18 protein-coding genes are annotated in these 12938 nt (G+C 48.8%); all 18 read left to right on the forward strand.

Annotation, left to right across the window (positions count from 1 at the left end):
* The first annotated feature begins 9 nt into the window (after window positions 1-9).
* A complete protein-coding gene (gene gpM, locus ACF8PK_RS15160) occupies window positions 10-726 on the forward strand; it encodes a phage terminase small subunit (protein WP_392442117.1) in 717 nt (238 codons plus the stop codon).
* Between the two features lie 115 nt (window positions 727-841).
* On the forward strand, window positions 842-1261 hold the full coding sequence (locus ACF8PK_RS15165; RefSeq protein ID WP_193233272.1) for a head completion/stabilization protein: 420 nt from the start codon (window positions 842-844) through the stop codon (window positions 1259-1261).
* Window positions 1258-1749, forward strand: coding sequence for a phage tail protein (locus ACF8PK_RS15170; protein ID WP_392442119.1), 492 nt, complete (start codon window positions 1258-1260; stop codon window positions 1747-1749). The genes ACF8PK_RS15165 and ACF8PK_RS15170 overlap by 4 nt, the downstream gene beginning before the upstream one ends.
* A complete protein-coding gene (locus tag ACF8PK_RS15175; RefSeq protein WP_392442121.1) occupies window positions 1733-2389 on the forward strand; it encodes a virion morphogenesis protein in 657 nt (218 codons plus the stop codon). The genes ACF8PK_RS15170 and ACF8PK_RS15175 overlap by 17 nt, the downstream gene beginning before the upstream one ends.
* A gap of 3 nt (window positions 2390-2392) precedes the next feature.
* On the forward strand, window positions 2393-3523 hold the full coding sequence (locus ACF8PK_RS15180; RefSeq protein ID WP_392442123.1) for a DUF2586 domain-containing protein: 1131 nt from the start codon (window positions 2393-2395) through the stop codon (window positions 3521-3523).
* 3 nt (window positions 3524-3526) lie between these two features.
* The gene (locus ACF8PK_RS15185; RefSeq protein ID WP_392442126.1) at window positions 3527-3982 is read left to right on the forward strand and encodes a phage protein; all 456 of its coding nucleotides are present in this window, start codon (window positions 3527-3529) and stop codon (window positions 3980-3982) included.
* A 27-nt stretch (window positions 3983-4009) separates the two neighbouring features.
* Window positions 4010-4228 (forward strand): TraR/DksA C4-type zinc finger protein, encoded by a 219-nt coding sequence (locus ACF8PK_RS15190; protein ID WP_140374583.1) that lies wholly within the window; start codon window positions 4010-4012, stop codon window positions 4226-4228.
* Entirely contained in the window at window positions 4225-4722 is a 498-nt protein-coding gene (locus ACF8PK_RS15195) for a hypothetical protein (RefSeq protein ID WP_392442128.1), read from the forward strand. Before ACF8PK_RS15190 ends, ACF8PK_RS15195 begins: the two co-directional genes overlap by 4 nt.
* Entirely contained in the window at window positions 4719-4949 is a 231-nt protein-coding gene (locus tag ACF8PK_RS15200) for a hypothetical protein (protein ID WP_392442131.1), read from the forward strand. Before ACF8PK_RS15195 ends, ACF8PK_RS15200 begins: the two co-directional genes overlap by 4 nt.
* 2 nt (window positions 4950-4951) lie before the next feature.
* Complete coding sequence (locus tag ACF8PK_RS15205; protein WP_392442133.1) at window positions 4952-5188, forward strand: hypothetical protein; 237 nt, start codon at window positions 4952-4954, stop codon at window positions 5186-5188.
* A complete protein-coding gene (locus ACF8PK_RS15210; protein WP_392442135.1) occupies window positions 5185-5448 on the forward strand; it encodes a putative phage tail assembly chaperone in 264 nt (87 codons plus the stop codon). The genes ACF8PK_RS15205 and ACF8PK_RS15210 overlap by 4 nt, the downstream gene beginning before the upstream one ends.
* Window positions 5449-5489: 41 nt before the next feature.
* Window positions 5490-5630, forward strand: a complete 141-nt coding sequence (locus tag ACF8PK_RS15215) for a DUF6890 family protein (protein ID WP_188010113.1) — start codon at window positions 5490-5492, stop codon at window positions 5628-5630.
* Between the two features lie 11 nt (window positions 5631-5641).
* Window positions 5642-7528, forward strand: coding sequence for a phage tail tape measure protein (locus ACF8PK_RS15220; protein ID WP_392442748.1), 1887 nt, complete (start codon window positions 5642-5644; stop codon window positions 7526-7528).
* Window positions 7528-7869: a DUF2590 family protein gene (locus tag ACF8PK_RS15225; protein ID WP_392442137.1), complete on the forward strand. Its 342-nt coding sequence runs from the start codon at window positions 7528-7530 to the stop codon at window positions 7867-7869. The genes ACF8PK_RS15220 and ACF8PK_RS15225 overlap by 1 nt, the downstream gene beginning before the upstream one ends.
* Window positions 7869-9056, forward strand: a complete 1188-nt coding sequence (locus ACF8PK_RS15230) for a baseplate J/gp47 family protein (RefSeq protein ID WP_392442140.1) — start codon at window positions 7869-7871, stop codon at window positions 9054-9056. The genes ACF8PK_RS15225 and ACF8PK_RS15230 overlap by 1 nt, the downstream gene beginning before the upstream one ends.
* Window positions 9043-9645, forward strand: a complete 603-nt coding sequence (locus ACF8PK_RS15235; protein WP_392442142.1) for a phage tail protein — start codon at window positions 9043-9045, stop codon at window positions 9643-9645. Before ACF8PK_RS15230 ends, ACF8PK_RS15235 begins: the two co-directional genes overlap by 14 nt.
* 13 nt (window positions 9646-9658) lie before the next feature.
* Window positions 9659-12403, forward strand: a complete 2745-nt coding sequence (locus ACF8PK_RS15240; protein ID WP_392442143.1) for a phage tail protein — start codon at window positions 9659-9661, stop codon at window positions 12401-12403.
* Window positions 12397-12933: an adenine glycosylase gene (locus ACF8PK_RS15245; RefSeq protein ID WP_392442145.1), complete on the forward strand. Its 537-nt coding sequence runs from the start codon at window positions 12397-12399 to the stop codon at window positions 12931-12933. Before ACF8PK_RS15240 ends, ACF8PK_RS15245 begins: the two co-directional genes overlap by 7 nt.
* Window positions 12934-12938 lie beyond the last annotated feature (5 nt).

Here is a 12938-nt window from a genome sequence, read left to right on the forward strand (position 1 = left end):
AGGTGACGCATGGTTAGCCCATTAGCAAGACAGCGTCGACAGATCATTGAAAAGCAGGCTAACCAGTCTGCACCGGGAGTAAGTTCCGGTGCAGATACCGACAGCCTGCACATCAAGCTGATTGAGTTTGAAGAAGACCGCAAGTATCTGCGCTCTTTAAATGCCATCGCTGATCGAATTAAGCACAAGCGTGAAGTACTGGTACCGAAGTACAAGCCGTATGTTCAGGCCTACTTAGAAAGTGGTGAAGCGTTCGAAAACCCAATCTTTACCAACTTGGTGGTTTGGCTATTCGACATTAAAGAGCTGGATATCGCAATCGAATGGTGCATGAAAGCCATTGAGCTCGACTTACCTACACCAGAAAACTTTCGTCGTGACTGGCCGACGTTCTGTGCTGATGAAGTGTTGGCATGGGCGGAGAAAGAATCCGAACGTGGTCATTCAATCGAGCCTTATTTCTCCCAGATATTCGAAAAGGTAGAGAAAGACTGGCGCTTGCACGAGAAGGTTCACGCCAAGTGGTACAAGTTCGCGGGTTTATACCTGATTCGAAATGAAGAAGGTCAGCCGCAAGCCACTGCAGTCGGAAATGTGGAAACGTTGGAAAAAGCCTTGGCTCTGCTTCAACACGCGCACGATAAGAACAGCAAAGTGGGTGTTGGCACCCAAATCAAGAAGATTGAAGCCCGTATTCGCGCCATTAACGAAGGCAAGAATCTGTAAAGACTCCTACGCCACCGCGCCTCGGCTGGTGAGGTAAGAGAAGCCAATAGGCTAACTCGATACCGTCGACCCAGTGGCTTAGAGGCGCCCTAATTTAAATAAGCAAGGAGCCGTTATGAGCTTTGGCGGAAATGTTAACAGCGCAGTCGATATCGCCATACCTGGTGAAGGATGGCCGGATTTATCCACGGCTGAATTCCGCAGTTTACGCCGTGTTCCCCATACGTTTGATAACGACTCTTTGAACTACGCGGTGACCATCGCCGCGCTGAATATTCAAGAGCGACTGGAAAGCCTGATTGTAGATGGCGAAAAACCAGTGCTGAGCAACCCGAAAATCATGCTCTACAAACGTGCGGTTTATGGTCGGGCTCATGCAGAACTGATGAAAGAGTTTGCGACTCAAGACCGCCGAAAAGAAGGCGAAAGCGTGGCAACGGATGAACCGGAACAAGAGGCACGTTTTCTCGCCCAGAGTAACAAAGATGTGCGTGCGCTCCTTGGCCGCAGTGCAAATGGGATTGACTCGATATGAGCGAAACCACTTACAACAAAACCAAGCTTGAGCACCTGACGGATTACATCGTCAGTCACCTGAATACCAATGTGCTCGATAACAAAATTGATGCCTGGCAGGAAAATGGCTCCATCGTGCCAAACGGTGAAGACCGAGGGAACGGCGGTTACATCGTTTGTAACTGGAAGTACAACGCCGTGATCAGCATTGAAGAGTTTCCGCATCGACTTCTGGACCCTCGTTGTCTGCTTGCTCTGGTTGCCTGTTGGCTGAGCGATTACGACGTTACTCGTAATGAAGATGAGTTAGGCGACCCAGACCTTTCTGTTGATGTGATCAGCAGTGAAGTGGCGGACGTTGCCATTGAGCTGGAAATGATTGAGCCGATTGAGCTGATTCCTGACCCAGCGGGAATGATCACCTGGCGAGGGAAAACCTACCGAGTACAGGCCGTTGAAATATACACCGCAGAAGAAGCGGAGTTGGTGAATGAAGCCGCAAATTAAGGTCAATGAGCGCGATGTGCTCAACATGCAGGAAAAGCTGACTTTGCTGGCTCTGCCACCTAAAAAGCGAGTCTGGATACTGAAAACCCTTGGCCGTTGGGAAAAAGCCAATACACGCAAACGCATTAGCTCCCAAAAAGACATTAACGGAAGCGCTCTGCAGCCAAGGAAAGGAAAGAAGAAAGGCAAGGTTTTAAAGCGGATGGCAAAGGGTTTAACGCCTTATGTAAGAAACGCCAACCAGCTTGATTTGACTTGGAGTAACAAGTTAACCGCCAAAATCGCAGCAAGGCACCACGTTGGTCAAAAGCAAAAAATGACCAAGCGCCAAATGCAAAAACGATGGGGCAAACCGGATTACTCAGCGCCTTGTACCAAAGGGCAAGCGAGAAAGCTAAGAGAACTGGGTTACACGGTACCGAGAAAAAGCGGCAAAGGACGAAAGAAACCCAGTTTACGTGAGTTGATGGCAACCATCACCCACGGACAAGCAGGACAACTTATTCGAGAACTCTCTAATCAGCCAAATATCACCAGTTGGGATATTCCATTAGCAGAGCGTCAGATTCTCGGTAGTAAAAAACGTGAAGTGAACCGCCAGCTCATCAAGATATTTGAGCAGGCAAAACAGAGGAAATAACCAATGGCAACCGGAAAGGTAGAGGTTAACAATCTCAATTTGGCACAAGGCGGTATCCCTGAGATAGAACGTCACGTGCTTTTCATCGGGCGCACTGACCAAGCCGAACTGCAAGGCCAAGTGACCCGCATTAATAACATGACCAACCTTGACGAAGTTGTCGCCGACGATGCGCTTGGTCTGAACGTGAAAGCCGCCCAGCTTAACGGCAAACAAAACTGGACAGGGGCGATTGTTGGTTTAGCCGATGGTGAAACATGGCAAGCCGCGGTTGACTTGGCAAACCTAACCGACTCATTCGAAGGCATTGCCATTTGTGACCCAGTCACCGTTAAAACTGAATTTGACGATATGCAGTCCAAAGCGACGGAACTGACCAGCAAACTTGGCCGTTGGGTGTTCTTCCTTGCAGCTTGTGCCGGTATTGATGCAGACCCAGATACAGGCCAAACGTGGGCCGAGTACGAGACCGCCATGCTGGATTTGGTCAAAGACGTATCAGCTAACCTCGTGACGCCCGTACCTCAACTTAATGGCAATAACGTCGGTGTGTTGGCTGGCCGTTTGTGTGACCGAAGCGTCACGGTAGCCGATAGCCCGATGCGCGTGGCGACAGGTTCGGTCTTGAGCTTGGGTGACATGCCAACGGACAGCGCAGGCAAAGTGTTAGAGATGAGCACTATTGCCACACTGGCCGATGCCCGTTACTCACTGCCACAGTGGTACGCCGATTTGGAAGGGGTGTACTGGACAGATGCCACCACATTGGAAGCCAAAGGCGGTGATTATCAGTATCTCGAATACGTTCGTCCGGTTCACAAGCTTAACCGCCGTGTACGCATCAAAGCCATTCGTCGTATTGCCGATCGCATTCTTAACTCAACACCACCAAGCATTGAGCTCAATCGCACGTACTTTCGCAAAGACATGCGTGATATGTCGAAAGGGACGGAAATTGGCGGCATTACATTCCCTGGTGAAATCATGCCGCCAGAAGATGGTGACGTCACCATTCAGTGGATGAGCAAAACCAAAGTGGTGATCGGCTTGATGGTTCGCCCGCATAACTGCCCGAAACACATCGTGGTCAACATCGCGCTTGATCTTACTAACCCAACCGACTCGGAGGCGTAATCCATGAGCATGCGAATTTCTGGCAAGAACATGCATTTCTCTTTGGGTGACTACAAGCTCAAAGCGCAAAAAGTCACGTTATCCATTACCGACAATTCCGCCGTGAATAAAACCTCAGGTGTACCTGATGGCTGGGTAGATGGCGATGTAGAAGCCAGTGGTGAAATGGAGCTGACCACGCAGCAATTTAACTTGCTCAGCAAGGCAGCGAAACAAGCTGGCTCTTGGCGTGGCATGCCTGATTTTGATGCGCTGTTCTACGGCAAGATTGATAAAGACGAGCTCAAAATTGAAGCCTTTGGATGTCGCATCAAAATCTCTGATCTACTTGATGCCGATTCAAACGGAGGCAGTGCCTTAGTTCACAAGCTGCCGTTCGAAGTGACCAGCCCGGACTTTGTCAGCATCAACGGTGTGCCGTACCTACGTTCGGATGAAACCGAAGAGTTGGTTCAGTAGCTTTTGGCTCAATAAACAGGGGGCGTAATGTCTGATGTTATCGACCATGCCAGTGGCCTTGAAACCCAATTCACAGAAGTGGCGCTTGCCAACCAACTGGCAAGGGCTAAGCGAATTGAACAACGGGAAAGCGCACAGGAATGCGGCGAATGTGGCGACCCAATCCCAGAAGAACGCCGCCAAAAAGTACCAGGTTGCATCTACTGCACCCCGTGTCAAAGCGAATTGGAGAGAATGACCCGATGAATTTAGCAAAGCTCTTTGTTGAGAAAATCATGAAACCCGTCCTTGACCACTTAGATATGGCATCCGGTGGCAAAGGAACAATGAATACTCAAGCGGCGATTAATCTGATCCTGATGATTATTGCCCATGAGTCCGGAAAGTTTACTTACTCAAAACAAGTGCGTGGCCCTGCATTGGGCTTTACCCAGATGGAACCCGCCACATTCAATTGGCTTGTTGAGTGGTTAGGTAAGAGCCGCCCTCACTTGTTGGATGCATTGTCGATGTTCGGCCCCGTTGAGCTCTTAGACCCCCGTTATATGGTGATCTCGCCGGAGTTCGCAGTAGCTGCCGCACGACTCAACTTAATTCGGTTCCCAGAAGCCTTGCCAGATGCCGATGACCTCGAAGGTTTGGCTCGGTACGCGAAGAAGTACTGGAACACGAGCGCAGGTAAAGCAACCGAAGAAGATTACTTGCAGGCATATCAATCCCTAATTGGAGAAGCAGCATGAGTTTCTTAACTGGAATCGTTGGCAAGACATTGTTGGAAGTACTGAAAGGCCTGTTCTTTCAAATTGGCTGGAAAATTGTTCTTGAACGTTTCGCCACGCGCCTTGTGGTGTGGGGCTTAGAAACATTGAAAGGTCTCAGCACAAACGATGTTTTGCAAGAAACGGTCGATGACATCATCAACGCGCTACAAGGCAAACGACTGAAGGAAATTCCACAGAAGGAATAGCGATGGACCCAACCTGGTTATCAGCACTGGTTGCCCTTGCCACCCTTTTGGTGATGTTAACCGGAGCGCTTATCAGCAAGCTGTTTGCACTTTCTAAAGAGCTTGCTGAATACAAAACCCATGTGGCCGAGTACTACGCAAAAAAAGACGAAGTGAATGACGGCTTCGAACGTCTGGAACGTCAGCTAGAAAACGGCCTCACACGAATTTACGAAACACTAAAGCGAGAAGCAGCATGAGCAAGCAAATTGTACTAACCGTCGGCAATACAGATATCACATTCGTCCCAACAGAAGCGGATTACAACGACTACATGAATGCGTTGGCACAGGGGGAGATTGTCACTTCTGCGCATAACTTTTTGATGAATGCGGTCACAGATGAAAGCAAAGATGCATTTCGTGAACTGACAAACGATAACCCAGGTGCAGCGATTCAAGTTGTAGGTGAAGTTCTCAAGGAATACACACCGAAGTTGCAAATTAAAGTAAAAAAATAGATGCCCTTGTTCGGGCTATGGACTCCAACGAGCTCGAACAAATGCTGACTTGGCGCCGTAAGTGGTTGCCAGGTGAGGCAGACAGCGAAGAGAACCTTGCAAGGGCGATTTGGTTAGAGCGTCAGTATTGGGAAAACATGCAAGCTGCCACAGCTAACGGGGTTGCCAAGGCGTTTAGCTGATAAGGAACATGATGTTACCAGAAGCACTCAGATTTCAAGTTGGACTGATTGACCAGATATCGAAACCTCTGGGCAACATTCAGCGCCAACTAAATGATGTCACCAATACCTATCGTCAGGGGACCCATACCATGATGGCAGGAGCGGCAGGCATGGTGGGTGCTGGTTTCGCTTTGCAACAAGCCTTGATGCCAGCAATTGAAATGGACAGGGCATTAGGTGAAGTGAAATCACTTGGTGTAGCGGATGATCAACTAAAGACGCTGACTCAAACGGCCATGAAGTTTTCGGTTGAATACGGCAAGTCAGCCACGGACTTTGTGGCTGCGTCCTATGACATCAAATCCGCAATGGGGGATTTGACTGGCGATGAGCTGGCAGGGGTAACAAGAAGCTCGGCGATCTTAGCCGCGGCAACAAAAGCCGATACTGCCACCATTACCAACTACATGGGCACTATGTACTCGGTGTTCAAAGACCAAGCCGATCGAATGGGCAAAGATAACTGGGCAGAAGAAGTAGCAGGCATGACCGCGAAATCTGTCGAGATGTTCAAAACGACGGGTCAAGGCATGTCGGATGCGTTCAAGAGTGTCGGCGCGTTAGGTAAAACTCACGGCGTCGCCATTCAAGAACAGATGGCCATTCTTGGCCTTTTGCAAGGTTCAATGACTGGCAGTGAAGCGGGTACTCGTTACAAAGCCTTTATGAACGGTGTGGTCAAAGCACAAGACAAACTAGGCATGTCGTTTACCGACAGCAACGGAAAAATGCTGCCGATGTTCGACATCATGTCGAAACTGCGCAACCAGTTCGGTGATTTAGATTCGCTGGAAATCGACCAGATAAAACAAGCTTTTGGCTCGGATGAAGCCGTGCTTCTTATCACTGATTTGATAGGCAAGACGGGTGATCTCCAATCGAGTGTCAAAGAGCTAAATGATGCCAGTAATTTAAACACGGCCATCAATATGGCTGGCGCAATGACTGACCAATGGGAACGACTCGAACAAGGGGTGTTTGCCGTTCGCACCGCTTTTGGTGCGGCGTTGCTGCCTTCACTGCTGCCAGTGGTATCAAGTTTGGCCGATGGCGCGTTGGAAATTATTGAATGGACAGAGATGTTCCCGAACCTGACCAAATACATTGGTTTTGCAGGCATCGCAATTTTAAGTGCAGCTGCAGCAGGTGGTGCATTTACCTTGATGATGGGGATTGGTAAGCAAGCAATGGCGACTTACCTGCTTACGATGAAGCTCTTTACAGGCATGAGCTTTTTACTAACCAAAGGAATGACAGCGCTTCGTGTTGCAATGCTAGCGGCAAACATCGCAATGATGGCGAACCCAATAGGATTCATTGCTGGTGCTGTTGTTGCCGCAATCGCCGCAGTAGGTGCGCTGATTTTCTACTGGGATGATCTCCAAGCCTCGTTTGGTGACACAACTTGGTTCCAAATATTGGAAGGGGCTCTGACATTTATCACATTCCCATTTAGAGCCATGTTTGAGTTCATCAAAGCAGGCTGGCAATGGGTGATGAGTGGCTTTACCGACACCAGTGGCTTTGCCTTTATTGGTGATATGGCCAACTCAATGAAGGCTATTTTTTCTGGTGTCTTCAATTGGATTACTCAGAGCCTAGCGGGAATTTGGGACTCAGTAAAAGGATTGATTGATTGGATACCCGGCTTCGGTAGTGATGATGAAGCGACTCAAGTGAAATCTAAAGCGGTTCAAAGCGCTACCCCTAGAGCCAGAATTCAACCAGGTGGCGCCGCCAAGAACATCGCCAGTTACCAAACAAGCTCGACTAACTACGGTGGTGTGGCGATTTATCCAACCTATATGAACAGCCCGCAAGACATGGCGAGTGAACTAGAGATGGCGGCAGGCTAATGGTGGATTACAAATATCAGGACATTTTGATTGAGAACGGGGATGTGGTGCTCGATGCAGGTCGCAACCCAATCTTGATCCAAGACCGAGCGGTGATCGCCCAAGACATTAAACACGCCATCATCGAGAGCAACTTAGCGGTGGATTTAATCGCAGAGCGAAGCCCATCAAAGAAAGCCGATATCCGCACCAAACTGGAATTGCTGGTTGAAGAAGATTTTCGATTGGTACCAGGAACGGTGAGGTTAGAAGAACCAACCCAAGGCACCATTTATGTATTTGCCGACACCATGGACTTTGGCGAATTGCAATTTGAGATAGCCAATAGCGGAGAGCGTTAATGACTGATATTCCAAAACCAGATTACGCCGAATTGGTGAAGCAATCCGGTATCCCAACCGATGAAACGGGGTGGAAGAAAGTACTCAAAGAGGAGATGGATAAAGAAGGTTCCATTATCTCGAATGATTCACCGTTCTCCCCGTTTTGGCGCCTGATTGAATCCGCCGTGGTCAAAGTGACCATGTGGCTGGTGATGACGCTATTGGTTGGTTATGTCTTACCGAACATGTTTGTCGCGACCGCAGTTGACCAATGGCTCGACTTGTTGGCGTGGCAATGCAAACTCACCCGCAAAGGCGCAACCAAAGCTAAAGGGATGATCGCCTTTCAGCGTTCCGCGGCTAAAGGTCCTGCGTTGGTGATCCCCAAAGATACATGGGTACAGACCGAACCGATTAACGGCACGATTTACCGGGTGAAGGTACTTGCTGATACCACGATGGCAGAAAATGACACCATGGTGATGGCAGAGGTCGAAGCAGAGAACGAGGGTGCGGCTTACAACTTAGGCGAAGGTTATTACCACATTTTGCCAACTGCAGTCCCGGGCATTGGTGCAGTAACCAACCCTGCCGAATGGTTGAATGAAGCCGGGGCAGACAAAGAGAGTAATGACGAACTCCGCCTACGTATTCGTAACCAGTGGAGCGCAGTAGCAAGGTGGCACATTGATGCGGCTTACCGTTCACTGCTTACCAGTCGTGCAGGCATTAACGACGACAATGTTTACTTTGAGCATAACGCCCCGCGAGGCCCAGGTACCGCCAACGCGCTCATCCTTCTAGACACGGGTGAACCCTCGCCAGAGATGTTAACCGATTTGAATGAGTACATCCGTGTTGAAGGCCAGCACGGCCATGGTGATGATCTGCAAGTGCTCGCCATGCCAGAAACCACACACGATATTGTCTGCCGAGTGTGGCCGCTGCGTTCACTAACGATGGAAGACCGAGATGCGTTGAAAATTAAAGTGGAGCAGTTCATCGGTGCGGCTTTCCGTGAGAACACCGATTACTCGCCAACGGTCACTAATCCGGTTCTAAGATTCAGTTTCTCAAGGCTAGGGCAGGAGCTGCATGCGCAGTTCTCAGAGATTGAATCACTCGAATTTGATAACGCCGACATCATCAACAACCTGACGGTACCGCGCATTAATTCTCTGGGGGTGACGATTGAAAATTCCTGAGATTAATCTGCGTTACTGGATGGGCCGAGGCGAGCTGGCTAAGTTCGCCCGAGCCATGCGTAACTATTGGGAACATGTAAGAGTGGCATTCGAAATGCCACTGCAGCAGCATGATCCGTTAACCGCCCCAATGGTACTGGTGAACATTCTTGCGTGGCAACGCGATATACAACGCTTAGGCCAAGAGCCGGAAGAGTTATTTCGAATCCGTGTGGCTCATGCATACGGCTTCGCTCGCGACGCGGGAACGATAGCGGGCTGGGAAGATATGTTCGCCAAGTTGGGCTATCCCCACATCGGGCAAGATGAGCGTTTAGCCAATGTGGATTGGGATGTAATCAGTCTAAAAATCCGCGACGGCGATTTAACCAATGTTCCCAAGCTGCTAGATACAGTAATCAGACAATACGGCAGAACCTGCCGCCGCTATCAATACACCAGTTATGTCGAAATGCCGTTGGCAGCGCGAAGCAAGAACGTCGAAGCGCAATACACCACATCTCACGTTAAGACCAGGCTCAATGTTGGCATGCTTCCAAGTGTGCTGAATGTCGACTGCGAATATTACCAAGCCACAGTGAAGGGTTAAGGAATTACTAAACATGGCAAATACCACTGACAAGTCAATTTTAACCGCCGCAGGTAAAGCACTGTTGGCACAGCTTAACGCTGAAGAAAAGCCACTTATCATCGACAAGATGATGTTTGCGAATGTTCCGAACCGTCCAGAGTTCCCACAGCCAGATGATGTGGTCCCGACGGACGATATTGTTCATCAAGAGCAGGTGGAACAGCGCGGCCGCCTTTCTGCAGACTCGGTTATCTACAGCACTACTTTGACCAGCGATGTTGGTCCGTTTGAGTTCAACTGGACAGGCGCATACTGCTCAGAATACGGCGTATTAGTCACGATTGACCATCACGCGCTTACACCTAAAACAGCCGATGAGCCGGGTGTCGCGGGTAATACCTTGGTGCGTTCGGTCGTTCTTGAATATAAAGACATCGCGGAAATCACCAACATCACGGTGGATGCATCCAGCTGGCAATATAACGCCACTGACCGTATGAAGAAGATGGACAGCGATGTGGCGCAGTCCATCATCGACCAGAACGGCAAAGACTGGTTTATCGAAGATGGTTTCTTGGTTACGCCATCAGGCAGCGCATACAACATCAAAGCGGGTGCCGGTTATGTATCGGGCAACCGTGTGAGCATGGAGTTTGACCGCAGCGTTCAGGTACCCAACAAACCATCGTTCATCTACATCGACGCGCACCGTGAAGGCACACCAACAGGGGAGCAGGTCACTCTGTTTGATTTCGTCATCACGGCCGAAGAGAAAGACGATTACATCGACTCATCGACTGGTAAAGATATCCCACATTTCGTGTGCAAAATTGCCCAGGTTCTGGCCGATGGTTCAGTGAGTGATTTGAGACCTGATGGAGAGAGTGCAGATAAAGAGTGGGTTATTAAAAAGACCACAACTCAATTAGACAATATTTTTGAATTGAGAAAGTATGTTGGATCTTACCCTAGCCAGCGTGTTCGTGTGCTTGGTTATTATGCGCCTTACGATGACGGAGGTGGTGCATTCTATTGGTCTGAACAATCAGATGATGCCGATGATGGCGGTGTAACCATCAAACCAGACTCGATTTCGAGCGGAACTGGTCGTTGGGTTCGGGATGCAGAAACCATTACGTTTAACCACTTTGGAGCGAAGCGATATAAGTTTGATTATGTGTTTGAATCTGCGTCTGATGCCTTTAACCGTGCCGCGCTTTGGTCAAAATTGAATCAAAGACCTGTGTATTTTTATGAGGAGCATGTTTATTACTGCGCCGAACCAGTTGAAATTGGTGATGCCATTATTCGAAGCACCAGTGGTGTTAAAGGTGGAGCGGACCCGATGTTCTTGCGACGTCCTGATGGTACTTATGTATTTAATACGCCTAATTGGAATTACTATTTTAATTGGGACGATCAAGGACGAAACTTTACCTGGAAAGAAATGGTCACTGAAACTTGCTATGGCCCCGCGGTTATTAGTGATCTTGATGGCGGTATATTTACTGCTGAGTTAGGTACCAAGTTTAATGTTGCGGGATTTGCTGTAGTCGGTGACCACCGAAAGGTAAGCCAGCACGGATTAGCATCGGCAACTCCCCACGTTTACAAAGGTACTGGCCAGCGAAGCCTTGATGTTCGCGTTATCGGAACAGGTAGTCACGGTATATTTCTACCCAATGGCCTTGAGGTTTCCCGACTTAGCGGTGTGGAGAGTTCGTCATGTAATGGTCATGGTCTTTACACTGGCTATATTGAGGGTGTGGATTGTGCGACGGAATACATTGAGTTTTTGGGCGGTGGATTTTTAGATAATCGTCTGGATGGTATTTATCTTTCTCAGCTTAGAAAATCACTACGATTGAATGGAGTAGGATTGAGCGGTAACGGTCAGTATGACAGTCCAGGAGGCATTGATCCGTTGTTAGGGTATGACCGAACCTTGCCGCAGTATCGTCGAGATTACAAGGCAGGTTTACGGGTTAACGACACGACTCTTGATAGTGTCGGGATGACAGGTTTTACGTTTGGCGTTCGAATGGATTCTTGCTTTGGTGAGAAAATCGCAAAAGTACTCCATGTTCGAGGTCGTAACGGTGTCGGTGTGGTTCGTGATATTTCCCTGTCATCAAACCATTTTATCCGCCTTGGCAAGCTACAATCGCATGTCGCTAGCGGTGGTGAAAATGGCGTAGTTTTTTACTTTGATTGTAAATACTTGGCCGATTTCCACTCGGAGGGTAATTATCCTCAAGCGCTTGACTTGTTCGACTTTGAGGCAGTAGACGCTATTCAGCCTGGTTCGTTTTATATCTTTGATGATGAGTTTATTCCTCTTACTGATAAAGAGTTAGCTGTCGCTAAGGTAGTCAGAGATGGTGATGTTGAATGTAAGAAAAGTTTGACCGTAACAGGGCGAGTGTTAGGTCAAACATTGTCATCCTCATTGGATATTGGTGGTGTGGCTGGAACGTATACGTTTAATGAGATAGTAGACGACTATCGTTATAGCTCGCCAGGTAATCTCAGAGCCGGAATTGTTTCAACTTGGAGCTTGACGACACATTGGCAGTCGACAAATGGGAATAAGTTTGGTGGTTATTATTTAGCAGTAACTAGAATGCCTTCAGGTAAGTATATGCTGAACGCCACGCCAATGGGTTCAATAGATGGATTTACTGTACCGCCGACCATTGATGAAACTACGGGAGTTCTCTCCGTAACTATCGAGGATTATTTCCGTCTGAATCTGCACAGGTTGGATATATGCTAACCCTTAACGGCACTCAAATCTCACTTAAGAGCCTGCGCATCAGTGTACGCCAACAGCTCGCCGGACAAGATATGTCCGGCCAGTCCTCATCGACTGACCAAGCCGAAACAGGTAACAAAGGTAAAGTGTTGGCGGTTAGTGGCGTGATCCCATTCAACAAGAGTGAAACCCTTAGCAACCTTTTCACCATGGCAGGCGGGCAAGATAACAGTGCCCGCCAGATTTACCGCATCAGCAACAACACGGCCGCTGCACTCAAAATTCGCCAGGTTAAATTCCAAGGAACGATTCGAGCCGATGAGCAAGAGAGCAACCGACAATGGAACGTCGCTTTCGAGTTGGTTGAGCACTTGTCCGTTCCTGAGCGTGTTGAACAGCGACAGGAAGATAAGCCAGCAACTCAACAGCAGGTGCAAGGGGTGACTACTCCGGTAGAAACAGGGCAAAGTGAAGATGTTCCGCCGGATACCAGCGTCGAACTCACGGGCATCATGAAGTTTCTTAAATCACTAGACGAAATATTGTCATAGGGGGG

The organism is Vibrio sp. CJQ_6 (assembly GCF_043106745.1).
Taxonomy (GTDB): Bacteria; Pseudomonadota; Gammaproteobacteria; order Enterobacterales; family Vibrionaceae; genus Vibrio; species Vibrio furnissii.

What these genes read in the sequence shown, in the direction of transcription:
- ACF8PK_RS15165 (WP_193233272.1), top strand. Translation starts at nt 842, where the DNA reads ATGAGCTTTGGCGGAAATGTTAACAGCGCAGTCGATATCGCCATACCT.
- ACF8PK_RS15205 (WP_392442133.1), top strand. Translation starts at nt 4,952, where the DNA reads ATGGACCCAACCTGGTTATCAGCACTGGTTGCCCTTGCCACCCTTTTG.
- ACF8PK_RS15190 (WP_140374583.1), top strand. Translation starts at nt 4,010, where the DNA reads ATGTCTGATGTTATCGACCATGCCAGTGGCCTTGAAACCCAATTCACA.
- ACF8PK_RS15200 (WP_392442131.1), top strand. Translation starts at nt 4,719, where the DNA reads ATGAGTTTCTTAACTGGAATCGTTGGCAAGACATTGTTGGAAGTACTG.
- ACF8PK_RS15170 (WP_392442119.1), top strand. Translation starts at nt 1,258, where the DNA reads ATGAGCGAAACCACTTACAACAAAACCAAGCTTGAGCACCTGACGGAT.
- ACF8PK_RS15225 (WP_392442137.1), top strand. Translation starts at nt 7,528, where the DNA reads ATGGTGGATTACAAATATCAGGACATTTTGATTGAGAACGGGGATGTG.
- ACF8PK_RS15230 (WP_392442140.1), top strand. Translation starts at nt 7,869, where the DNA reads ATGACTGATATTCCAAAACCAGATTACGCCGAATTGGTGAAGCAATCC.
- ACF8PK_RS15220 (WP_392442748.1), top strand. Translation starts at nt 5,642, where the DNA reads ATGTTACCAGAAGCACTCAGATTTCAAGTTGGACTGATTGACCAGATA.
- gpM (WP_392442117.1), top strand. Translation starts at nt 10, where the DNA reads ATGGTTAGCCCATTAGCAAGACAGCGTCGACAGATCATTGAAAAGCAG.
- ACF8PK_RS15195 (WP_392442128.1), top strand. Translation starts at nt 4,225, where the DNA reads ATGAATTTAGCAAAGCTCTTTGTTGAGAAAATCATGAAACCCGTCCTT.
- ACF8PK_RS15215 (WP_188010113.1), top strand. Translation starts at nt 5,490, where the DNA reads ATGCTGACTTGGCGCCGTAAGTGGTTGCCAGGTGAGGCAGACAGCGAA.
- ACF8PK_RS15245 (WP_392442145.1), top strand. Translation starts at nt 12,397, where the DNA reads ATGCTAACCCTTAACGGCACTCAAATCTCACTTAAGAGCCTGCGCATC.
- ACF8PK_RS15210 (WP_392442135.1), top strand. Translation starts at nt 5,185, where the DNA reads ATGAGCAAGCAAATTGTACTAACCGTCGGCAATACAGATATCACATTC.
- ACF8PK_RS15185 (WP_392442126.1), top strand. Translation starts at nt 3,527, where the DNA reads ATGAGCATGCGAATTTCTGGCAAGAACATGCATTTCTCTTTGGGTGAC.
- ACF8PK_RS15240 (WP_392442143.1), top strand. Translation starts at nt 9,659, where the DNA reads ATGGCAAATACCACTGACAAGTCAATTTTAACCGCCGCAGGTAAAGCA.
- ACF8PK_RS15180 (WP_392442123.1), top strand. Translation starts at nt 2,393, where the DNA reads ATGGCAACCGGAAAGGTAGAGGTTAACAATCTCAATTTGGCACAAGGC.
- ACF8PK_RS15175 (WP_392442121.1), top strand. Translation starts at nt 1,733, where the DNA reads ATGAAGCCGCAAATTAAGGTCAATGAGCGCGATGTGCTCAACATGCAG.